The 23,050-nt window shown below is 35.7% G+C and carries 21 protein-coding genes; 6 read left to right on the forward strand and 15 right to left on the reverse strand.

Features of this window, described 5'->3' with window-relative positions:
• Nucleotides 1–35: 35 nt before the first annotated feature.
• Together helD and N0K80_RS07370 are read right to left on the reverse strand one after the other, a co-directional pair.
• On the reverse strand, nt 36–2,327 hold the full coding sequence (helD, locus tag N0K80_RS07365; protein ID WP_269024237.1) for an RNA polymerase recycling motor HelD: 2,292 nt from the start codon (nt 2,325–2,327) through the stop codon (nt 36–38).
• A gap of 87 nt (nt 2,328–2,414) precedes the next feature.
• Entirely contained in the window at nt 2,415–2,558 is a 144-nt protein-coding gene (locus N0K80_RS07370) for a hypothetical protein (protein ID WP_186726305.1), read from the reverse strand.
• A 179-nt stretch (nt 2,559–2,737) separates the two neighbouring features.
• Between N0K80_RS07370 and N0K80_RS07375 the strand changes: the two genes are divergently transcribed.
• Nucleotides 2,738–3,391 (forward strand): VTT domain-containing protein, encoded by a 654-nt coding sequence (locus tag N0K80_RS07375; RefSeq protein WP_269024236.1) that lies wholly within the window; start codon nt 2,738–2,740, stop codon nt 3,389–3,391.
• 95 nt (nt 3,392–3,486) lie between these two features.
• Nucleotides 3,487–4,149 (forward strand): histidine phosphatase family protein, encoded by a 663-nt coding sequence (locus N0K80_RS07380; protein ID WP_146343092.1) that lies wholly within the window; start codon nt 3,487–3,489, stop codon nt 4,147–4,149.
• A gap of 39 nt (nt 4,150–4,188) precedes the next feature.
• Here the strand turns inward: N0K80_RS07380 and N0K80_RS07385 are convergent, their stop codons facing one another.
• A complete protein-coding gene (locus N0K80_RS07385) occupies nt 4,189–4,920 on the reverse strand; it encodes a deoxynucleoside kinase (protein WP_112251371.1) in 732 nt (243 codons plus the stop codon).
• Between the two features lie 285 nt (nt 4,921–5,205).
• On the opposite strand from N0K80_RS07385, the gene N0K80_RS07390 reads away from it, so the two are divergent.
• Complete coding sequence (locus N0K80_RS07390; RefSeq protein WP_269024235.1) at nt 5,206–5,874, forward strand: histidine phosphatase family protein; 669 nt, start codon at nt 5,206–5,208, stop codon at nt 5,872–5,874.
• A 60-nt stretch (nt 5,875–5,934) separates the two neighbouring features.
• Here the strand turns inward: N0K80_RS07390 and N0K80_RS07395 are convergent, their stop codons facing one another.
• Nucleotides 5,935–7,731 (reverse strand): ABC transporter permease, encoded by a 1,797-nt coding sequence (locus tag N0K80_RS07395; protein WP_269024234.1) that lies wholly within the window; start codon nt 7,729–7,731, stop codon nt 5,935–5,937.
• A 22-nt stretch (nt 7,732–7,753) separates the two neighbouring features.
• On the reverse strand, nt 7,754–8,509 hold the full coding sequence (locus tag N0K80_RS07400) for an ABC transporter ATP-binding protein (RefSeq protein WP_269024233.1): 756 nt from the start codon (nt 8,507–8,509) through the stop codon (nt 7,754–7,756).
• Between the two features lie 226 nt (nt 8,510–8,735).
• Here N0K80_RS07400 and N0K80_RS07405 point away from each other — a divergent pair, with 226 nt between their 5' ends.
• The gene (locus tag N0K80_RS07405; RefSeq protein ID WP_269024232.1) at nt 8,736–10,178 is read left to right on the forward strand and encodes an APC family permease; all 1,443 of its coding nucleotides are present in this window, start codon (nt 8,736–8,738) and stop codon (nt 10,176–10,178) included.
• A 48-nt stretch (nt 10,179–10,226) separates the two neighbouring features.
• On the opposite strand, the gene N0K80_RS07410 is transcribed toward N0K80_RS07405, so the two are convergent.
• From N0K80_RS07410 to N0K80_RS07450, 9 genes are all read right to left on the reverse strand, one after another.
• Nucleotides 10,227–10,571 carry a hypothetical protein gene (locus tag N0K80_RS07410; RefSeq protein ID WP_269024231.1) on the reverse strand — a complete coding sequence of 115 codons (345 nt, stop codon included), beginning with the start codon at nt 10,569–10,571 and terminating at the stop codon, nt 10,227–10,229.
• Between the two features lie 133 nt (nt 10,572–10,704).
• Complete coding sequence (locus N0K80_RS07415) at nt 10,705–11,157, reverse strand: hypothetical protein (protein WP_146343098.1); 453 nt, start codon at nt 11,155–11,157, stop codon at nt 10,705–10,707.
• Complete coding sequence (locus tag N0K80_RS07420) at nt 11,130–11,537, reverse strand: hypothetical protein (protein WP_269024230.1); 408 nt, start codon at nt 11,535–11,537, stop codon at nt 11,130–11,132. Before N0K80_RS07420 ends, N0K80_RS07415 begins: the two co-directional genes overlap by 28 nt.
• Nucleotides 11,538–11,585: 48 nt before the next feature.
• A complete protein-coding gene (locus N0K80_RS07425) occupies nt 11,586–12,950 on the reverse strand; it encodes a helix-turn-helix domain-containing protein (RefSeq protein ID WP_269026237.1) in 1,365 nt (454 codons plus the stop codon).
• Between the two features lie 294 nt (nt 12,951–13,244).
• Nucleotides 13,245–14,204: an ABC transporter ATP-binding protein gene (locus N0K80_RS07430; protein WP_146343101.1), complete on the reverse strand. Its 960-nt coding sequence runs from the start codon at nt 14,202–14,204 to the stop codon at nt 13,245–13,247.
• A gap of 16 nt (nt 14,205–14,220) precedes the next feature.
• Entirely contained in the window at nt 14,221–15,288 is a 1,068-nt protein-coding gene (locus N0K80_RS07435) for an ABC transporter ATP-binding protein (RefSeq protein ID WP_269008163.1), read from the reverse strand.
• Nucleotides 15,289–15,298: 10 nt separating this feature from the next.
• A complete protein-coding gene (opp3C, locus tag N0K80_RS07440) occupies nt 15,299–16,324 on the reverse strand; it encodes an oligopeptide ABC transporter permease (RefSeq protein WP_146343103.1) in 1,026 nt (341 codons plus the stop codon).
• Between the two features lie 2 nt (nt 16,325–16,326).
• On the reverse strand, nt 16,327–17,256 hold the full coding sequence (gene opp3b, locus N0K80_RS07445) for an oligopeptide ABC transporter permease (RefSeq protein WP_057974295.1): 930 nt from the start codon (nt 17,254–17,256) through the stop codon (nt 16,327–16,329).
• Between the two features lie 100 nt (nt 17,257–17,356).
• Nucleotides 17,357–19,000 carry a peptide ABC transporter substrate-binding protein gene (locus N0K80_RS07450; RefSeq protein WP_269024228.1) on the reverse strand — a complete coding sequence of 548 codons (1,644 nt, stop codon included), beginning with the start codon at nt 18,998–19,000 and terminating at the stop codon, nt 17,357–17,359.
• A gap of 300 nt (nt 19,001–19,300) precedes the next feature.
• Here N0K80_RS07450 and hflX point away from each other — a divergent pair, with 300 nt between their 5' ends.
• Together hflX and N0K80_RS07460 are read left to right on the forward strand one after the other, a co-directional pair.
• On the forward strand, nt 19,301–20,575 hold the full coding sequence (gene hflX / locus N0K80_RS07455) for a GTPase HflX (RefSeq protein WP_269008165.1): 1,275 nt from the start codon (nt 19,301–19,303) through the stop codon (nt 20,573–20,575).
• A gap of 146 nt (nt 20,576–20,721) precedes the next feature.
• Nucleotides 20,722–22,059: an APC family permease gene (locus N0K80_RS07460; protein ID WP_407932696.1), complete on the forward strand. Its 1,338-nt coding sequence runs from the start codon at nt 20,722–20,724 to the stop codon at nt 22,057–22,059.
• Nucleotides 22,060–22,197: 138 nt separating this feature from the next.
• Here the strand turns inward: N0K80_RS07460 and N0K80_RS07465 are convergent.
• Nucleotides 22,198–23,050, reverse strand: an 853-nt coding sequence (locus tag N0K80_RS07465) for a MucBP domain-containing protein (RefSeq protein ID WP_269026239.1), incomplete at its 5' end; no start/stop codon positions are given.

Consider the following 23,050-nt stretch of genomic DNA (forward strand, 5'->3'; position numbering starts at 1 on the left):
AATTACTTACCTTAGCAAATAATTTCTTTCACAGCTTATTTTAAAATATATAATGCTTTTGAAACATGATCAAATAATGGTGACAATTCAGTTTCAGCATAGACATTCAAGCGGTGCATTGCTCTTGAGCAAATCGTATAAACCAATTGACGTTCGTCTTCTTCATGGTAATTGACTTTTGAAGCGCCCCACATCACAACAGCATCAAATTCCAAACCTTTAGCCAAGAAAGCTGGCACAATAATTGTCCCATCAGCTAAACGTTGGTTTTCCGTTTTAATCAACGTTACGGGCACACCATCAGCCTGTAAATGATTATAAAGTGCTGTACATTCGGCCAATGATTTCGCAATAATAGCTGTCGTCAAATGATCATCTACATTTTGCGTTAATTGACTTTCTAAATCTTGAACCAATTTATCCGAGTTCTTATCCACAGTAATTGTGGGTAAGTCCCCTTGTCGGTTGAACGAGGTAACTGATTCACCATTTATCAACACTTCTTTTGTGAAATCGGTGATTTGTTGTGTTGATCGGTATGATTTCGTCAATTGAACAACCTTTGTTTTATCAGCAGGGAATAAATGCCCCAATTCTGACAATAAGCTCTTACTATTTTCTTTTGTAAAAATAGCTTGATTCAAATCGCCTAGCAAGGTGAACTTAGCTCTTGGGAACCCTTCCTTCAAAAAGGCTAACTGGAATGCCGTATAATCTTGAATTTCATCAATAAAGACATAACGGACATCCGTTTCCCCATGTTTACCCGTCATTCGATCAAATAGGTAAAGGTACGGTGTTACATCGTGCATCGAAATTTGACGCGTTTTCAATCGCGCGACAACATCAGCAACATCGTCTTGCCATTCTTCTAAAGTAACCCCATAATCACTCAAATTAACATACTTAGGCACATTGTGTAAAAAGTTCACATATTGTGAATTAATATTCAAAAATCGGTTACGCACAATAGCTTTGTGGACACTTGTGAATTGACGCATGACAAATGTTCGTGTTAAGAAACGCATTTCTTTATCGCCACTCGCAAATTCTCGATCTTGATCACCGTATAAAGCATTTAATTGTTCTTTTGACATATCTTGAATGGCTTTTTCAACCCATTCTAACTTAGCCTCAGCTTCAATTCGACGGTTCAACAATTTAACTAACGACTCGCGCGTTGCTTCCAATCTCGTACGCAAATGGTAATTTTCGTTATATTTATAGTAAATTGATTTAATTTTATCTTTTGAAATAAAGATTTCATCATTAAATTTAATATCTCTAAATTTCATATCCGCTTGTTCCAAGTGTTCCGAATAAGCCATTGATGCATTGAAGAAAGCGAGACTATTTTTCAACACCTGAATATGCTTCTTAGCAGGCGTATTGTCTTCTTCAAATCGCTCTTGTAAGGTTTCAACTTGCATGTTCGGTAAGCGTCTTGATGCATATTGGAAGTAAGTCATCTGAACCATGTTTTGTTCGCCAAGTTCTGGCAACACTTGATCGATATAATCATTGAACAGCTGATTAGGTGAGAATAACACAACTTGGCTGGCCGTTAAATTACCACGATAACGGTATAACAAGTACGCCACTCGTTGTAAGACTGCTGATGTTTTACCCGATCCAGCTGCTCCTTGAACAAATAATAATTCTGCTTTAACGTCACGAATAATTTGATTTTGTTCTTTTTGAATTGTTGTAACGATACTCTTCATTTTTGTATCTGCAGAATCATTTAAAACGTCTAACAACATTTGATCTCCGACAGCTTCATCGGTATCAAATATTGTTTCAATCTGGCCATCTTCAATCACAAATTGACGTTTCAATGAAACGTCTACCGTCTGGTCACCATCTGGCGTCTGATAGGTGACATCCCCTAGCCCACCATCATAGTAAACGCTTGAGATGGGTGCACGCCAATCGTAGACCATAAAATGTTCAGGACGGTCCGCGAATGATCCTAGTCCAATATAAATTGTTTCTTTTTTATGATTTCCTTCTTGAATATTCAGTCTAGCAAAATATGGTTTCTTCTCTAATTTCTTTAAAATATCTAAACGTGATGTGGCGTTTTTCCAACTTGTCTCACGTTCAGCCAGCATTTGTTGTTGTTGACGAACGGACATTGCCGTATCAATCATTCCGGTATACGTTGTCGTATTGATATGGACATCACTTGTAAATTCACCATTGATTGATCGTGCTTCATTTTCAGCGTACTTAATTTCATTTTGGCGTTTAACTTCAGCGTCTTTAATCTTAATAATCACGTCATCAAGATGTGCTTGTTCTTCTATTTTAATTTTATCAGCCACTTCTTAATACCCCACTTTACATGATTTTCTTAGGCTTAATAGTGTATCACTTTTCAATAATCAACTCAAATAAGATCCCAGTCGACTTTATTTTTTATTTGGTAAGAATTGGTCAACCGTAATACCCACAGCCAGTCCAATTAGTGTCGCCACGGCAATTTTATCCATCATAATACCGGCAACTAATCCAATTAATGTTGTCATCCCTGCAATTAAAGCACGTCTTGTCATATTGACCTCCAAAAATTTAATATATCAAGTATACCAGTATCAAAACCGGTTTGACACCAACGACCCTCGATAGTGTGACAAATCTTAATAAAAGCTAAATATCGGCTAAATTAATAGTCTTTTTTTACATTTCGGTTTAATATAATTATTAAGAATGAAAGGACTGGAGGAACCCGACAATGTTAGAACAAGCTTGGTTTTTATTCACCCATTTCGAAAATTATCTAGAACCCTTGTTTCAGACGTTAGGCAGCTGGAGTTATCTAACTCTTTTTGTCCTAATTTTTGCCGAAACAGGCCTTGTTATTTTCCCCTTTTTGCCCGGCGAAACGTTACTTTTTTTCACCAGTTCGATTGCCGCTTACTCAACTCAAACGTTGGATATTCGTGTCTTAATTCCAGTCTTCTTTTTCGCGGCACTTATTGGCGATGCCGTTAATTTTGAGATTGGCCGTCACTTAAATAAATTACCGTTCCTTAAAAATAGAATTTCGCCAGAAAAAATGGCATCCGCAAATATTTTTTTCAAAAAGCACGGAGCTAAAACCGTTATCTTCGGACGCTTTGTCCCTTTAATTAGGACCTTTGTGCCCCTTATTTCGGGTAGTGCTCGAATGAGTTATCGCCATTTTGGACTTTATAACTTTATCGGCGTCACACTTTGGGTGGCACTAGGAGCCGGTATCGGTTATTATTTTGGCGCACTCCCTTTTGTTAAAGATCACTTCTCGGTCATTTTTATCTCAATTGCCGGAATTGCTCTAATTCCTTCAATCTTAGCCGGATTATTACAATTATTTAAATTTATTACTAATAAAAAAGCGCGTTCTTAAAATTTAGAATGTGCTTTTTTGGTCTCATAAATCTTTAGATTAATCGTTTTCTTTAGCGTATAATGGGCCTATCATATAAATTTCAGGAGGTTCACATGTCATTTACAGTCTATCTCGTTCGTCATGGTCAAACAATTTTCAACAAATATAACCGGATGCAAGGGTGGTCCGACTCTCCACTAACAGAAAAGGGCATCAACGATGGTCACGCAACTGGTAAGAAGTTAGCAAACATTCACTTTGCTAACGCTTATAGTAGTGACACGACTCGTGCAAACCGTACAGCAAATTATATCTTATCTGAAAATGAAACATCTTCAAATCTAACCGTTAAATCATCTGAATTCCTTAGAGAACAAGGATACGGATACTACGAAGGTGCTGATTCTTCTCAAGCTTGGTTCGTTGTTGGTAAACCACATGGTGCAGCTAACTTTACCGAAATTCTACAACAATTCTCAATTGAAGAAGCCCGTGATTTTTTTAAAGAAACAGACCCTTTTCACGATGCAGAAGATGATGCTGATTTCTGGGCACGTCGTGATAAAGGCTTTAATTTATTACGTGAAGATGCTAAAGACGGCGATAACGTTCTCGTTGTCAGCCACGGTACAACTATTCGGAGTGTCGTTTCTCGCTTTGCGCCCGAAATTGATATCACAATGAGTCCTAAAAACGGTAGTGTAACGAAATTAATTGTTGACGATGATTCTGTTAAAGTTGTCTACTTTAACCATCACGATGACGATAAAATCTAAATTAAAAGGAGTAGCCAGTTGATGGCTACTCCTTTTAATTTAGATTGCTTTACGTTGTGCTTTGTAATCAATAACTTCTTTTTCAGATAAGTTACCTAATTCTTGTAGTTTATCTTCAATGATATTTAAAACAACATTACGATCAGCTTCGTTTTCAACGAAATCATACTTGTCGCCATCAATAACTAAAAATTCTGAGACATCATATTCTTTTTCCCAATCTTCATAGTAACGAAGTAATGTTTTATAGTATTCAACCAATGAATGATCCGTTTCGATTTGTTCGTAATCGCGTCCACGTTTTTGGATACGGTTAACCATTGTTTCGTAAGAAACTTTGATCATAATCATCAAATCAGGTGATTTTTTATGTGCCGCATAAGGCAATTCTTCAAGCATATTTTCTAATAAATCTTGATAAATGTCATATTCAACATTTGTCGCATTACCCATTTCCGTATTCATCTTCATGAAAATCGCATCTTCATAAATTGAGCGGTCAAGGACATTGTTATCCTCTTGCATCGCTGCTTTAATCATTCTAAAACGACGATTTAAAAAGAAAGTTTGTAATAAGTAAGCATATGGGTTAGTTGCGTCCTTATCTCCTGCTTCACGTTTTTTTGCAGCAATCTCATTACCCTTGTAGAATAAAGGTAATACGGGGTTATCTGTTACGGGTTCGTAGAAAGCTTCTACCCCAAGTTCTTCAGATAATATTTTTGTCATACTAGATTTTCCTGAACCAATAATACCAGCCAACGTGATCAAAATAATAAACACTCCTTCTTAAATAGTTAATCCAATTTATGTCGTCAAAAATAATCAAATCTAGACTTATAACACCTCATTCGGTATTATCTTACTAGTCAATATTAATAAATAATCTCATATTTTTAATTCTCCGTTTATTTAGTATACATTGGTTTAAATAAAATAAAAGTCTTTTCTTTTTCCAATATTAATGATTTATAGTAAACTTTTTATTGAAAGCTAGACAGCTCTAAGCACCTTTTTATTTACAAAATAAATATTATTTACCATGAAAGGATTCTTATGTCATTTACTGTTTATATGGTCCGTCATGGCCAAACATTGTTCAACTCTTTCCAAAGAATGCAAGGTTGGTGTGACTCGCCCCTTACAGACGCCGGAATTGATAATGCGATTCATTCAGGCAAACTTTTACAAGATAAATCCTTCAATGCAATTTATCGAAGTGACACAATGCGTACAAAAAATACGTTGATTCATCTTTTAAAAGAATCTCATGTTCCGGAGAATACTCGATTAACGCCAATCGAATCAGATCTTTTTCGTGAAGAGTTTTATGGTTTTTTTGAAGGTCAGAATACTGATAAAGTCATGGAAACGGTTGGTCTACCCTATGGTTGTCGAACATTTCTTAATATTCTTGAAAAATATTCAATTGAAGAATCTCGCGATTTTATGAAAAAGGCTGATCCATTTGATCTAGCTGAAGATAATCAAGAATTCTGGGATCGTTATGATAAAGCATTCGATTTTTTACGTGCTCGCCAAAATGATGACGATCAGGTACTTCTCGTTGGTCATGGTACAGCCATTCGAAGTATCGTTTCACGTTATGCGCCAGAGATTAATATTTTAAAAAGTCCCAAAAATGGTAGTATCACTAAATTAATTGTTCACTCCGATACAATCGAAGTGAGCTATTATGGTAACTTGGGTGAAACGCCAGTCTAAATATTAAAAAAAATGCATATTACTCAGTTTTTTACTATCTGAGTAATATGCATTTTTATTTTATTTCTTCAATACAATACCTTTATACAAGCTAACCGTTAACCAATAGTAACCCAAGTAGAGCACCGCAAATATGATAAACGGAATCGCAATATGTGAATAAGTATCTGGAATCATTTCCTTAAACATTTGTAACCCGAATAAAACATGGGTTACACCAACAATTCCTGGTAACAAAAAGAGAATTCCAATTTCACGATTAATTGATTTTCTCATCAATTGGTGTCTAGCACCCAGTTGATTTAATAAATCATATCTTTTTTTATCAGCTGCTGCGCTTGATAAAATTTTAAACATCAGGATACTTGCTAACATCGCCAACATCGCAATGCCTAGGAAGAAGCCCATGAATTCCATACCGCCAAAAATACCATTAACACTTTGGTAAACGACATACTTATTCATTAAGTATGTTGAACTCTCAATCTGGCTCTGAGAGATCCCCTGACTTAATGATTTTAAAGTATCTTTATTATCTTTGAAAGAAGCGAGTCTAACCGCATGAACATTTCGAGTTGGTGCAGAAATAGTTGAAAATGATTTATCCGAAACAATCTCTGGATCCAACATGTCAGATTCCAAAGTAGTTCGAACGACATTCCCCCACACATCATCTTCATTTTTAGTCGTCATATTATTGGGGTCAATTTTAGATAACTTACCCGCATTCATGTTTGACGCCGTGAAACTCAGCATGTAAAGTGGCGATTTTACAAAATCTGATTTTTTAAAGTAACGTTTATCGCCCACTTTTTTCGTTGCATAAATGGCCTCTTTTTTATCAGTTAATTGACCAAGTAATTTTTGTTCTTTTGCCGAAGGGGCTTGAAGGACAACGTCGTATGGTGACGCATTGTCTACTGATTTATCAGTAATACCAGAAAATCCCATACCAACTGTGATAGCCCCCAAAGCCAACGCAAACAACATTGCAACCATTGTTAGTACTCGATTTAATGACCCTAAACGAAAGCTAAGTTGGCCAACTAAGAACGTATTTAATTGTTTCTCTGAAAACTTTTTACTACGTTTCAATAATTGAACTAATCCACTAAATAATGAATTAAATATTAAGAACGTCCCAACGAAAATAGTCACAATTGAAACGGCTAGTCCGGCTACTTGATACTGTGCCATGTGACTTAATAAATAGTAACCCATGATAATTAAGGCCAATCCCATTACGCTCTGGATTAAAATCGTACGCAGTTTCATTTTTTTACTATTTGGTTGTTCCGCCTCATTTAATAATTTTAATATAGGCGTATTCAGCAATACGTGACGATTAAATAGTGCGGCAATCATAAAAATAACAATAAAAAAAAGTAACGTTATTAAGATAGCCGGAATATAAAATGGTTGGAAAGAATGTGGTGCGATGTCCATCTTACCGATTAGTAATTGTCCAACACTATACGTCAACCCGACACCAACCAAGGCGCCAACAACTGTTGCAATAAGTCCAATAATTAACGTTTCCATAAAAATTAAACGTCCAATTTTACGCTTCTTTGCACCAAGCATCATGAACAACCCATAATCTCTCTGTCGCATACTCATTAAGAAAGTATTCGCGTAGATGATATAAAATAGTGTAATAATTGCCAACAGGACTGAGCCAAATTGAAAAATCATTGCCGCATATTTAACCGTTGCATTCTGTTTAATGAACTCTTGATTTGTTGCTAATGCCTCAAACATATAGAAAATTGCTGAAGCCATAATGAGTCCTGATAACAGAATTAAATAGTCTTTAAATCGACTTTTTATCCCCGTTAAAGATAATTTTAATAACATTTAGTTTCCCTCCTTCCTAGAATTATTGTTCAGCGTTTGCCAATTCTTTTAAAATTTCTTGATAAAATTCTGTTCTTGTTTGTGTCCCTTGAATCAATTCTTGTCCAATTTTTCCATCTTTAATGAATAAAATCCTCTGGCAATAACTAGCGCTAACTGCGTCATGCGTCACCATCAAGATAGATACTTGCTCATTTTTGTTGAGCTCTTCCATTGTTGAAAGAAGTGATTTAGCACTCTTAGAGTCTAAAGCTCCTGTTGGTTCATCAGCCAACAGAATTGCTGGATTATGCACCAATGCACGTACGGCCGCAACACGTTGTTTTTGACCACCAGATAATTCAGTTGGGTATTGTCCCAAGACATCACTAATTCCAAGCGTTTTCGTTAGTTTGTTAATACGTTCTTGATATTTTGAAATTGAGGCATTCTGTAAAGAAAGTGGCAATGAAATATTCTCTGAAGCTGTTAAATTATCTAATAAATTAAAACTTTGAAAAATGAATCCAATTTGTTGTGCTCTAAAATCAGATAATTTATCGCCACGCATTTGTGAAATATCTTGATGATTAATTTCGATGCTCCCTGAAGTAGGCTGATCTAACGTTGATAATAAATTCAATAACGTAGATTTACCTGACCCTGAAGCCCCCATGATACCAATAAATTCACCCTGTTCGACAGAAAAATTAATTCCTTTTAAAGCCTCTGTTTTTTTCTCTTTGTTCTTACCATAAATCTTTTTAACATCTTTCACATTTACAACGATTTCTTTCATTTTATCCAGCCTCCGTTTTATATTTAATATAATGCTCTATGTGTACCATTATACATAGTACACAATAAAAATCAATTTTTAACTTTTATATTCCTAATTTAATTCTCATTAAACCGATTACATTGATTATTAATTTAATTTATCGTGGAATTTAATTAGGTAGTTCACTATACTTATAAACTGTTAGTTTAATTTACATAGTCAGTTACCTATTCGGGAGGCACTTATGGAAAAAGAGAAAAAAACATTTATATCGTGGCCAATTCTGGCATTAATGTCATTTGTAACAGTTATTGGCTTCGACGATATCGTCTATAACTTTCAAAATCAAGGTATGGGCGTTATTACATCTTGGATTATTTTATTGCTATTATATGTTATCCCCTATTCTTTAATGGTGGGGCAATTAGGATCCGTCTTCAATTCAGAAGGTGGCGGATTAAGTTCATGGGTTCGTGGTACTCGTGGTGAAAAATTAGGTTATTTTACGGCCTGGACTTACTGGGCTGCTTCAATTCCCTACGTTGTTGATACGGCTAACGCAGTCGTCGTGGGCTTCGGTTGGTTGCTCAATGGGAGTAACGCACTCGAGGATAGTTTATCAACTGCCATGTTTGCCTTAATAACCCTGATCATTTTTGTTAGTTTCATCTTCATTCAACGTTTCTTCAAGGGTTCATTAGAATTCTTGGGCTTAGTTGGTGGGGGAGCCATGTTCATTCTCACAATTTTGTACGTTTTCATGGCATTTGGCTCATTGTTAACACCATCTGGCCATATCGCAACAACAAATATGAGCTGGCGTACATTAATTCCTAAGTTTGATTTACATTACTTTACAACAATCGGTTTATTAATCTACGCAATTAACGGTGCAGAACTAATCGCACCATTTGTGACAAAAATGAAGCGACCAAAAAAAGATTTTCCTAAGGCAATGATTATGCTAACGGTAATGACGATTTTCTTAACCGTTTTTGGATCATTTGCCCTTGGTATTTTCTTCAATGCTCACAATATTCCTAATGATTTTAAAATGAATGGTTCGTACTACGCATTCCTTCGTTTAGGGGATCAATTTCACATGGGTAGTTGGTTGATGTATGCCTTCGCTGTTACTCAAATTGTGTACATGTGCGCGCTTCTAGCTGTTCTTCTTGATGCTATGACCCGCATGCTCATCTCCGACACAGGCGCTCGTTACATGCCTAAAAAATTACTTAAAGTTAACAAAGATGGTTTACCCATTAATGGTTATATTCTAACCTGTGCTTTAAGTGCCTTCATCCTCTTCTTGGGTGTTTTCTTACCAGATATGAATACGATTTTTAACTGGTTATTGAACTTAAACGGGATTATTTCACCTGGTGTCACTTGTTGGATTTTCTTCGCCTTCATGCAAATTCGTAAAAATAGTGACAAATATCCATCAGAATACGTTTTTATTAAAAATGATAAACTCGCTTATGCTGTTGGTTTATGGTGTTTAGTCGTTACGGTTCTAGCAACCATCTTTGGAATTATTCCACAAGATGTTGCCATGGGTAGTTCGTTATTCTATTATCAATTAGCAATTAATGTTATTAGTATCATTGTTCTAATTGGACTTGGTTTCATCATGCCAATTATCGCAGAACGCGAACGAAAAAGAGATGGACTTAAAGATTAACTAAAAAATGCTGTCATTACTTTTAAAAGTAATGACAGCATTTTTTAGTTACACGAGGACACTCTTTGCACTTACTGACTCACAAAGTGTCAAAAAACGAATATTCATTAATTTTTCAAAATGAGCGCTATACCGCCTGAACCATCTGCGGTATTCCTTATAAATCATTATCATTTGGATTGCCTCACGTCGGTTTGTTTTAAAATTAGCAAACAAGCTTTTTCGGTCCCCGTTAAATCCGTAAAACTCTGTAAAAGTAGCAACACTTTCAAGAAATACATCAAGGATTGTTCCCCAACTCACCCGATTCTCTGAAAGATGCCTTTCATTCAACAAAAGACGAGCATCATATGGTAACTCACTCATGGCTTTTGCTTTTTCGCCTAAACTCATTCGATTACCCCCAATGATAGCACCACTATATCATATCTTTCCTATTGGCACCAAGTACTTGATTTATTGTTGGTTTTAAAAATTAAATAACCCTATAACTAATAAAAAAGTTGAACAATAGTGTTCAACTTTTTCACATATTAACTGCCTTATTATTCTCTACTTGGTTAAACCAATGTTCACATCTTTTTTCAGGTATCAAAATATCTCTATCTTGTGATAGAACTTCATAGCATTTATTAACAACAAGTGTATCCTTACATAAATTATAATCAATCTTGAGCTCAGACGGTAATGGCTCGTCTGATGCTAAATAATCATCACGCAGTTTATGCAAAACTGTCTTCAGTTTTTTCAATAGAATCAGCTGATCTTCTAACTTATTCTTAGTCGCGCAATGGTCTAAATCAATATCATCTATGCCAATGAACTCGCCGTCTGCCTTAAACATTAGATTCAGATAGCATCTACGATTTTCATTAGCACAATAAATATAAATTTCACAATGATCGTACTGCACGTAATCTTTTATAATCGCTAATATTTCCCTTTTGTATTCTAATTTGTTATCCTCAAATTTTCCCATTTGTCCTCCAGTTCGTTAACTTCCCCTTGATCTATGTTCAAACACTGCTCAGTGCCCCGTTCGCAGACAGTTAGAAATTTCACCTCTGCAAACCTATCAAAATAAGGTTGATACTTTTCAAACCAATTTTTATAATAACGGTATTGATCAACTAGCTGCGTTGCTTCCGTTAAATCTTTTCTTAAATCATTAAATAATTGTCTTCTATTATCATTAAATCCATAAAATTCACTAAGATTTACTGTACTTTCAATAAATAAATCAAACAGAGTAGCCAAATTTTTATCATCCGGACAGAGATGGCGCTCCCTTGAAAGTACTCGGACATCGTTTGGTAATTCCCTGTAAGCTTCGTCGTATATTTGTGTATTGTCTTTCATTTTGGGCGCTCCATTCTCCCCACTACCCGAAACCCTTTATGTCACTTCCTACTCCATAATTTGTGCTTTTAATATTGGCCAATCTTTATCTTCTGGTAATCCATCGAGTAATATCTGTCTACATTTCAAATGCCCCATAACAACGTCCGAAATATAAATATCTGTCCGATTAGACAATCTTTTTTCAAATTTAATGGCACTTTCACCCTGATCTGTTAGCATCTTAATAACATAATCATTGTATAAATCACCCTCTGAGATATCGACGCAAACATGTATCGTCCGACTAATATAGTTCAGCGGGATGCTGTTAATGAGTAACAGCATATACTCCAGATATAAAGGTTTAAAATTTTGATATTTATCTTGAATATGACTTTCGCTAATTCTTAAAGATAAAAAATTCGTTACGAATTCATGAAAAGTCTGATACTTAGCGTCAAATGTAACTTCATTTTGCGTTGCCATATAATCAGTGCGTATCAGAAATCGACTATTAATTTTAATTAATTCCGTTCGCATTTTATGAACTAACTGGTGCCTGTACTCATCACTTATTCTATCCGTATTCAGATACACTTTTGTCACTTCAGTCATAAATAAATCGGTCACCCTTTTAATGCATTCATTTTGACTTGAATTAAAATCAGAATTAATAAGATTCTCAATACTCAGAAAAAGAATTAGATTTTGTGTTTCTTTCTTTGACATTAGTTTAGGTTGACCCATCACTTCAGCAATAAACACTTGGCATTCCTCATTGAAGTGTTTGATTTTGTCGCTATCTCCACTGACGTTACACGAAGAATAAAACTCAATATGATGCTTATTTTTAATTCTAAAATAATTAATTTCAAAAAATAATTTCAGCTTCACTTCGCCTGTCGGCGTTAATTTTAAATTAAAGTAAGAAACAACAAAATCAACCATCTTCTTACTATCAACTTTCACTCTATTCCCAAAAGTAGGTAGTTCAATTCGATTAAAAAATTGATAGTAGATATTAAATAATAACTTTCGAATATTAAATTCGTCCCCAACAATTTCACTATCTTTAAATTTTAGATCATATAAATCTAAAAATGACTCCAGCTCATTTTTTAATTCGTAAGCCCTGGAAACACTAATGAAATATCGCTTAGAGAACTGTCTCACGGTCACCGGCTGTACTAATGAATCTTCTAAAAAATGAAATAGATAGGACTCCTTTAGGTACTTAAGACGAATCTGTCTCACAATTTTTTTTGATAAATCGTGACAACCGATGATACCCTTACTATCAAATCTCATTTCTATTGTAGCCGTTTCGGCCAGATCCTCATTTAATTCTTTAAACCTTTTGTTTATTTTAAATTTTGAAAGACCTGATTCCCGTTCAATTTGTGAAACGGTTACATTAGTATTTCTTTCCAACAAATTTAATATTTTCAATTTAGTGACATTTTTATCACTAATTAAAACGAGTAGATTGTCTTCGATTTAAATCCCTCTGTTCTCTTTTTAATCTAATGCATTCTATAATAATAGTATATCTTTTTAATTTATTAATATCATATATAAATACTCATAATATTCCACATTTTTTTATTAATTTTATAATATTTCATATTTTTTCAAACTAATCACTAAGAGTCTAGTTTACTCCTTTTCCAGGGAACAAGAAAAGGCCTTTTCAAATTTTTTTGAAAAGACCTTTTTAAGTTAATACTACACTTCTTGTAACTGTGCTTTTACAGCACGTTCTTTATACATTTCGACCTCGTCTTCACTGGCCAAAACAAAATGTTCTGGTGCAATTTCAACCATACGCCGTTGCTTACCATCGGCTTCAACTGACGCATCATAAGGAACTTGAATACGATTGCGTTCAAATTCAGGATCAGGAACAGGGACAGCGGAAATTAAACTTGCCGTGTAATCATGTAAGGGATGCGTGTAAATTTCATTAGCAGGTGCAATTTCTAACAACTTACCATAATGCATGACACCAATTCGATCACTGATATATTTAACCATTGATAAATCATGTGCAATGAATAAATAAGTTAACTTATTTTTTATTTGTAATTCTTTCAATAAATTAACGACCTGGGCCTGAATGGAGACATCCAAAGCCGAGATTGGTTCATCGGCAATAATAAACTTAGGCTCAACAGCTAAAGCCCTAGCAATTCCGATTCGTTGACGTTGTCCACCCGAAAATTCATGTGGGTAACGACTTGAATGATCTTTATTCAACCCAACTGTTTCCAATAATTCTTCGACGCGTTTTGCACGGGCCTCATCGTTGGCAGCAAGATGATGAATATCAATGCCTTCAGCCACAATATCTTTAACTTTCATTCGCGGATTAAGTGACGCATAAGGATCTTGAAAAATCATTTGCATATCACGTCTAAATTGTAATTTATCTTTTTTTGATTTTATTTTACGGATATCTACACCGTCAAAATCAATTTTACCGTCCGTTGGTTCATATAAATTAATAATGCTACGGCCAGTTGTTGTCTTACCAGACCCCGACTCGCCCACCAAGCCGAATGTCTCACCTTCATAAATATCAAATGAAATGTCATCAATAGCTTTCACTTCGTCCGGTTTGCCGACATTAAAATACTGTTTCAAATGGCGTACTTTTAAAATTTTATTTTTCTTTTGGTCAACCATGTCTAGCTCCCCTTCCTTAGTTTTCTACCAAATTTTGATTCGCTTTAATCTTTGTTTCCTGTTGTTCAGCAAAAATTTTGTACCGTCTTTGGATTTCAACCGGCGGTGTCACCTTTGGCGCATCCGGATGCAATAACCATGTGGCTGCTGCATGCGTTGGTGATACATCAAAGAATGGCGGCTGTTGTTCCGTATCAATCTTCATGGCATAATCATTACGAGCCGCGAAGGCATCCCCTTTTGGTGGATCCAATAAATCAGGAGGTGTACCTGGAATGGCGTACAGATGTTCACTATCAAGTGTTGGCATTGAGTTCAATAATCCCCAAGTATATGGATGTTGCGGATTATAAAAGACTTCATCAACCGTTCCATATTCAATAATTCGACCGGCATACATAACCGCGACACGATCAGCCATACCAGCAACGACACCCAAATCATGAGTAATAAAAATGATTGATGTTTCAATTTTCGATTGTAACTCTTTCATCAATTCCAAAATTTGTGCTTGAATAGTGACATCCAAGGCCGTTGTTGGTTCATCCGCAATTAAAATTTCTGGATAACAAACTAACGAAATGGCAATCACTATTCGTTGGCGTTGCCCACCGGAAAACTGATGTGGATAATCTTTAAATCGTCTTTCAGCATCTGTAATTCCAACTAATTTTAAGATTTCTAAAGCTTGCGCCATTGCTTTTTCTTTTTTGAAATGTTTGTGTTTCATTAATGGTTCAGCAATTTGTCGCCCAATTCTCATCGTGGGATCCAAAGAAGTCATAGGATCTTGAAAAATCATCGCGATATCCTTACCACGAATACTTTCCATTTGCTTCTCTGACTTTTTAAGTAAATCTTCGCCATGATAGAGGATTTCGCCACCCATCACCTCCGCGTTATTAGCTAGTAAACCCATTAAACTTTTTGTTGTAACAGATTTACCGGAGCCGGATTCGCCAACGATTGCTAAGGTCTCACCTTTAGCCAGATGGAAACTAACATCACGTATGGCCTTAACATCCCCGGCATACGTATGAAAATTAATTTCTAGATGATTAACTTCTAAAATATTTTCTGTCATTTTTCAACACCTACTCTTTCGTTTTTGGATCAAAGGCATCACGGAGTCCATCGCCTAATAAGTTAAAGGCAACCATGATAATACATAGGACAATCGCTGGATACCACATCTGATATGGTAGGAACTGGAAGTTCTTTTGACCATCATTCAACAATGATCCTAAAGAAGCTTGAGGAGCACTGATCCCGATTCCAATGAAACTTAAGAAAGCTTCGAAGAAAATTGCACTTGGAATTGTAAACATGGTTTGAATAATAATCACACTTGATAAGTTAGGTAAAAGATGTTTTACCGCAATCTTCATAGGTGATTCGCCCAATGTTCTAGCTGCAAGAATATATTCTTGATCCTTTAATTTTAATGTTTGTGCCCTAACAAGCCGGGCCATAGTTGTCCAACCAGTTACAGCAATCGCTAATATGATTGATGTTAGACCCGGTTTGAAGACAAGTAACATTAAGACAATGACAACTAGGTTAGGAACAGACGAGATAATTTCTATAATTCGTTGCATGACCGTATCGACATGTCCACCACGCCAACCTGACAGAATCCCGTATGCCACCCCAACGCCCAAATCAACCAATGCAGCAACTAAAGCCACAATTAGGGAAATTTTAGTTCCGTACATAATTCTTGATAATAAGTCACGGCCAAAAACATCCGTCCCTAAAATAAAGTACTTATCTTTTGGAATGCTATTTTGCTTGTAAGCATCGTACCACTCGCCCGATGATGTTTTTAATTTACCATTTAATCCATCAATCGGAACACCGGGAATTTTAGGTGGTAAATTGGTATATTCAACATTTTGTTCCGTCGCACTATGCGGTGCTAAAATTGGAGAACCAAAGGCTAAAATAAAGATGACAACCAGTACCCAAAGTGAGATAAATGCCCCTTTATTCTTCTTTAACCGGCGCCAAGCATCTTGAACGAAAGTCAACGACGGTGCAGCAATTTTTTCATTATCAATAGTGTTATTTTTGTCTAACGGTTCAAATGCATCTACTGGTAGATCAATTTTATCTGCCATCGTTAATTTCTCCTTCCGGTTAATCGAATTCTTGGATCAATAATACCGTAAATGATATCTGTTAATAAGATAACAACGACTAAACCTGCTGAATATAACATTGTAACGCCCATAATTGTTGGGAAATCATTCGTTAAAATTGATTTAACAAATTGTTCACCAATTCCGGGAATTGAGAAGATATTTTCAACAACCATTGAGCCAGTCATTAACGCAACCGTGTAAGGGCCGATTAATGTCACTAAAGGAATCAAACTGTTACGTAAAGCATGATGGAACACCACGCCAAACTTCGTTAATCCCTTAGCCTTAGCTAACTCAATGTAGTCACTGCTCAAGACGTCCACCATTTCGGTTCGAATGAACCTGGCCGTTTCCGCCAATGGCCCGACACCCAGCGCTATCGTTGGTAGGATGGTGTAGCTAAATCCACCCCAATCAGCAATTGGTAACCAGCCTAACTTCAATCCAACGTAATACTGTAGTAAAACAGCTAATACGAATGATGGAATTGAAATACCTAAAATTGATAAAATCGTAGAAGATGTATCAATCCAAGTATTCTTGTTAATTGCACCAATAGCACCAATCACAATTCCGATAACTAACCCAAAGATAATTGCTTGAAGTCCAAGCTGTCCCGATGGTCCAATCCGACTTGAGATCAAGTACGAAACCGGTTGATTACTGTATTGGAATGATGTTCCTAAATCGCCTTTAACTAATCCCAATAAATAAATGAGATATTGTTGCCAGACCGGTTTATTCAATCCGTATTGTTCATTCATAATTTGTAATTGTTCAGGCGTCATTTTTTGTTGATTCGCATACGGTGATCCAGGCATTAACTTCATTAAAAAGAAGGTAATGGTTGCAACTAAAAACAACGTCAGTAACATATAAAAAATTCGTTTGACTAGGTATTTACCCATAATTCTGACCCTCACTTTTTGCTTTATTATGTAATTAAAACAAGTCAGAACTAGCCATTACGGTCAATTCTCACTTGTTAAATTTTACCACGTTGGTTATTTATTTAGTAACATAAGCACCCTTAAAGTTGTAATTAACACCGGCACCGTTGTAGATAACACCCTTAACTGTTGATCTCAGCAATTGTGCTTGAGACATTTGGTAAAGTGGTGAAATACCTTGGTCTTCCATCAAGATTTTTTCAGCTTTAACCAAATCGTCCCAACGTTTGTCAGGGTTACTTGCATCTGTTGATTTTGATGCTTTAATTAGTGCATCAAATTCACTATTCTTCCACTTACCTGCATTTTGCGCATTATCTGAAGTAAATAAATCTAAGAATGAGATTGGGTCTGAGAAATCAGCTGCCCACGCTGTCACAACGATATCAAAATCACCACTTGCTGATCTTGCTAAACGTGATTTGAACGGAATGTTCGTCAACGTAACATCAGCGCCGTCTAAGTTATCTTCAATCGCATTTTGTAAAAATTCATTTGTTTTCTTAGCCTTATCAGTATCTTCACTCATGATTGAGAAACTAGCTTTTGAAACGCCAACTTCTTTCAAACCGGCTTTCCATAATTTTTTAGCTTCTGGAATATCAGTGCTTACAGCTGATTTAACTTCTGATTCTTTTGAAAAATCTGTTCCCGTTTTAGGATTTGCGGCAAGCTCTGTGGTAACCAATCCTGCGGCCGCTGTTGATCCGTCACCTAATATTTTATCAACAAATTGTTTTCTGTTAATAACTAATGAGATAGCTTGACGAATTTTTTTGTTTTGGAATAATTTATTCGTTTGATTATATTGTAGGTAGAACGTTGACGCTTGTTTACGCGTGATATAGTCCTTATCTGAACTTAATGTCTTAGCCTGTTCAGCCGATAAATTCGTCATATCCAATTTTTTACTTTGGTATAAATTATAACTTGTCGTATTATCTTTAGACACTTGGAAGTTCATTTCTGTTAACTTAACTGCTTTTTTATCCCAGTAAGTATTATTTTTCTTTAATTTCCAGTTAAGATTTGTTCCCGTCCATCCGTCTAACGTGAATGGGCCATTATAAACCATGTATTTACTTTGCGTTCCGTAATTTGATCCATATTTTTCAACCGTTTTTTGATTTTGTGGATAAAATGCTGGGAATCCCATTAATAATTTAAAATATGGCACTTTTTTATCTAACGTCACAACTAATGTGTGTTTGTCTTTTGCCTTAATTCCTAACTCTGATAACGCCATCTTTCCAGTGCTGATTGCGTCATAGTTCTTAATTCCTGAGAAGAGGTAACTATATTGTGAAGCCGTCTTAGGATTGACCGTCCGTTGCCATGAATAAACGAAATCTTGAGCTGTTACGTTATCTCCGTTACTCCACTTAGAATCGCGAAGATCAAATGTATAGGTCATACCATCCTTTGAGATTGTTGTTTTAGTAGCGAGTGCATTTGAAACTTTACTATTTTTACCAATGCTATACAAACCTTCATTTGTATTGTTCAACATATCAAAACTAACTGCATCCGTTGCTTTTGATAAATCCATCGATGGTAATTCTGCTGTCTCGGACCAATTAATAACTTGTTTATCGGCTAGCTCTTTACTATCCGATGATGAAGATTTAGATCCACACGCTGCCAATACAACGACAGACAATGCAAGTACACCACTTAATTTCAACACTGACTTTAACTTCATAATATGACCTCTCCTTTTTTATTTACCTTTTCTTAACGTAAGTTTATCTTACATTAGAATAAGATTAAAATCAACATTAAAATCTAATTTAATCTAAAATCACTTACAAACAGTGTTTAAATAGTGTTATCAAACATCGTAATTCATTTTAAATTGGTATTATTAAATGGTTAAATGAGATTTTAGCCATTATTAATTACAAATTCTCATTTATTTCTTTCTCTCCATTTTGATGTTCGAATATTTTTCCCGATAAATGTTATACTTAACCTATTAAGTAAGTTCCACGAGGAGGTTCTCATGAAAGAAACATATTCTACAGAAATACCAGTTATTGATGTTTTTATTGCCGGTATCGAAAAACAACGTGAAAATTTAGATTATACAATGTCCGAATTAGCTGCATTAGTTGAAGCAAATAACATGCATGCAGTTGAAGATATTCGCCAAAAATTAGATCGACCTACTGCCGCTCTTTACTTTGGTAAAGGTAAGGCAGAGGAATTCAAAGCCGAAAGTGAAGCACAAGGTGTTAAAATTTTAGTTGTTAACGATGAACTATCACCAACTCAAATTCGTAACCTTGAAGCCGCATCAGGCATGGAAGTCATGGATCGTACAGGACTAATCTTGGCTATTTTTGCTTCTAGAGCTCAATCTCGTGAAGCAAAACTCCAAGTTCAAATGGCTCAACTTCAATACCAATTACCTCGTTTAAGAGGTATGCAAGCTAAATTAGATCAACAATCTGGTGGCGCTGGTCTGGCTAACCGTGGTGCCGGTGAAACAAAGATTGAATTAGATCGTCGTGTTATCGAGAATCGGATTACTCATATTAAAAAAGATCTAGCTGAAATGGACAAAGAAGAATCAACCAGACGTAAACAACGTGATAAATCTGGTATCCCTACCGTTGCCCTAGTTGGGTACACTAACTCAGGTAAATCAACAACAATGAATGGGCTGCTTCGTCTAATCGGACAAGATGAAGACAAACAAGTTTTCGAAAAGAATATGTTATTCGCTACATTAGATACAAGTGTTCGAAATATTCAATTTGAAGACAAGAAGCAAATTCTATTGAGTGATACTGTTGGATTCGTTAGCAAGTTACCTCATCAATTGGTTAAAGCCTTCCGCACAACCTTAGCTGAAGCTGCCCAGGCTGACCTATTAATTCAAGTAATTGATGTTGCCGATAAACATGCTGAAGAGATGATTCAAACGACTGAAGAAACATTGAAGGCCATTGGTGTTGAAAATATCCCAATGATTTATGCCTACAATAAAGCTGACTTAGCAGATATTGCTTACCCTACATTTTCTGATGATAAGTTTACTTACAGTGCTCGCGATGAAGCGTCACTTAATCAACTGGTTGATATCATTAAAAAGAATGTCTTTAAAGATAACGAGATTATGACCGTTTTAATTCCATTTGATAAAGGTCAAATCGTTGATTTAATCAATGAGAAAGCAACAATTTTAGAAACGACTTATGAAGAATCAGGTACAAAATTAAAAATAGATGCTCCAAAGATTATTGCTAATCAAGTACAAGATTATATCGTCTAATCTAATAATTAAAAGAGTAACTCAATCAAGTATTTCTTACTGATTGGGTTACTCTTTTTTTGATGTGACAGTATTGTCAGATTAATTGCGTCGCCCCCACCGTTATGCTAAACTTCTAATATTCATTTTAGAAAAAGGAGGATTCAATTTTGGAAAAAAAACCAGCAGTTGAACTTAACAGATCGTTAGGTCTGTGGTCAGCACTATCAATCGTCATTGGAACGGTTATCGGTTCCGGTATCTTTTTTAAGCAAGCATCGGTACTCGACTATACCGGATCTACTACAAATGCCTTGCTTGCATGGCTATGTGGTGGCATCATAACCTTAACCGCCGGATTAACTGTTGCCGAAATTGGATCTCAAATTCCGCAAACTGGTGGTTTATATATCTACATGGAAAAGATTTACGGAAAAATCTGGGGATTTCTAGCCGGTTGGATGCAAGTTATCGTTTATGGACCTGCCATGATTGCTGCTCTCGGTGCCTATCTTGCCATTTTAATAGTAGACTTCTTCGGTATTCCAGCTGGGTATTCACATCTCATTGCACTGGTTGCTGTTGTTTCTATCGGGGCACTTAATATGTTGTCTAATCGTTATGGTGCGTCATTTCAAATCATCACAACTATCTGTAAATTATTTCCAATTGCCGCAATTATTATCTTTGGCCTGTTTTTTGGAGACGCAAATGCGCTTGGTCAGTCAGTTTCAACTGTCAGTCACTCAACGAGTAATTTTGGAGTTGGTATTCTTGCCACTTTATTTGCTTATGATGGTTGGATTCTAATTGCTAATATGGGTGATGAAATAAAAAATCCTAAAAAAACACTACCTAGAGCAATTGTTTTAGGTATTTCATTAGTTCTTTTCATTTACGTTCTGGTTTCATTCAGTATCATGCGCGTTGTCCCCGCGGATCAAATTCATCAGTTAGGCGAGAATGCGACACCGCAGTTCGCTAAGATTGCTTTTGGCGAAATTGGCGGTAAGATTATGAATATTGGTGTAATTATTTCTATCCTTGGTTGTATGAACGGAAAAATCATGACATTTCCTCGGATAATGTGGGCAATGGGTAAAAATAAACAACTTCCTTTCCATAAACAAATTTCTTATTTACATCCAAAATCTCACTCGCCTATTGTTGCTACATGTGTCGCCTTAAGTATTGCTGCCGTTATGATTTTATTTTTTGACGCAGATCGCTTATCTGAAATTTGTATTTTTACGGTTTATTGCTTCTACGTTATGACTTTTATCGGCGTCTTCATCTTACGTCGTCGGAATAAAGAATCAAATTTAAAACGCGTTTTTTCGGTTCCGTTATATCCATTTACACCTATTGTGGCCATTTTGGGCGCAGCATTTGTCTTAGTTAGTGAAATCCAATCAGACCTTATAGGGGTTCTTATTTCTTTCACAATTGTGGCAATTGGCATACCTGTCTATTTATATGAATCACATAAAAATAAAGATTTATAACAAATAAAGACCTAATGACATTACCGTCGTTAGGTCTTTATTTGTCTATTCATCATGGTTATCGGTTAATTCAATCCTCCGCGACAAAAGGAGGGCCCTCCGACGAATCCCTCCTTAAGTATTATCCGTTATAATTATTTATTTTTTAATACGTTTTTTGATAAAAAGGCCTATCAATGATAATCCTGCTACTAAACCTCCAATCATCATAGTCAGAACGGAATTGGCTTTCTCATCCGTTTGTGGCAATTGTTTTTTATCTTTCTGTACTTTTTTTGATTGTACCGTCTTTGTATCGTTTTTCTTATTTTTATTTTCCACTTCCCCCATTACTTTTATATTTTTACTTGTTTTTTCAGTTACCTTTAAGCGCTCTTTTATCGGTTTGATTACTTCTGACTTTGTTGCTTTTAGTTTTGGTATTTCTAGTTTTGGTACTTCTGGTTTTGGTACTTCATTCACAAGATCTTTTGTATAAACGTAAATTACGATAAGGTTATTATCCGCATATACACCACCCGTTTCAGCACTTCCGTTTTTAATCTCTTTAAATGTGTATCCTTTTATTTCTTCTCTATCCACTGAATACGATGATCCAACTGGTCCGGTCATTAATACATCCGTCCGAAGTGCCTTACCATTTTCGTCAACATATTTTACCGTTATCGTGCCATTTACAATAGGTTTCATATATTCTACGTATACATAAGTGATAATCTGGTTCTCATTCGTATACTTTCCTGTCGTTGAGGCACTTCCCGCTAACATCTCTTTAAATGTGTATCCTTTCACTACTTGTTGGTTTGTTTTATATGTTGTGCCCTGTGCACCGGTCGTTTTTATATCTGCACTTATTTGGCGTCCGGTTACATCCACATATCTTGCTGTTACTGTTCCCGTTGATACCGGTAATTCTTCTTTTTCATATACATAAGTTACAACTAAGTTGTTCTTCATGTACTTGCCTGTCTCAGATGCACTTCCTGCTAAT

It is taken from the genome of Dellaglioa carnosa (genome assembly GCF_026948345.1).
Classification (GTDB): domain Bacteria; phylum Bacillota; class Bacilli; order Lactobacillales; family Lactobacillaceae; genus Dellaglioa; species Dellaglioa algida.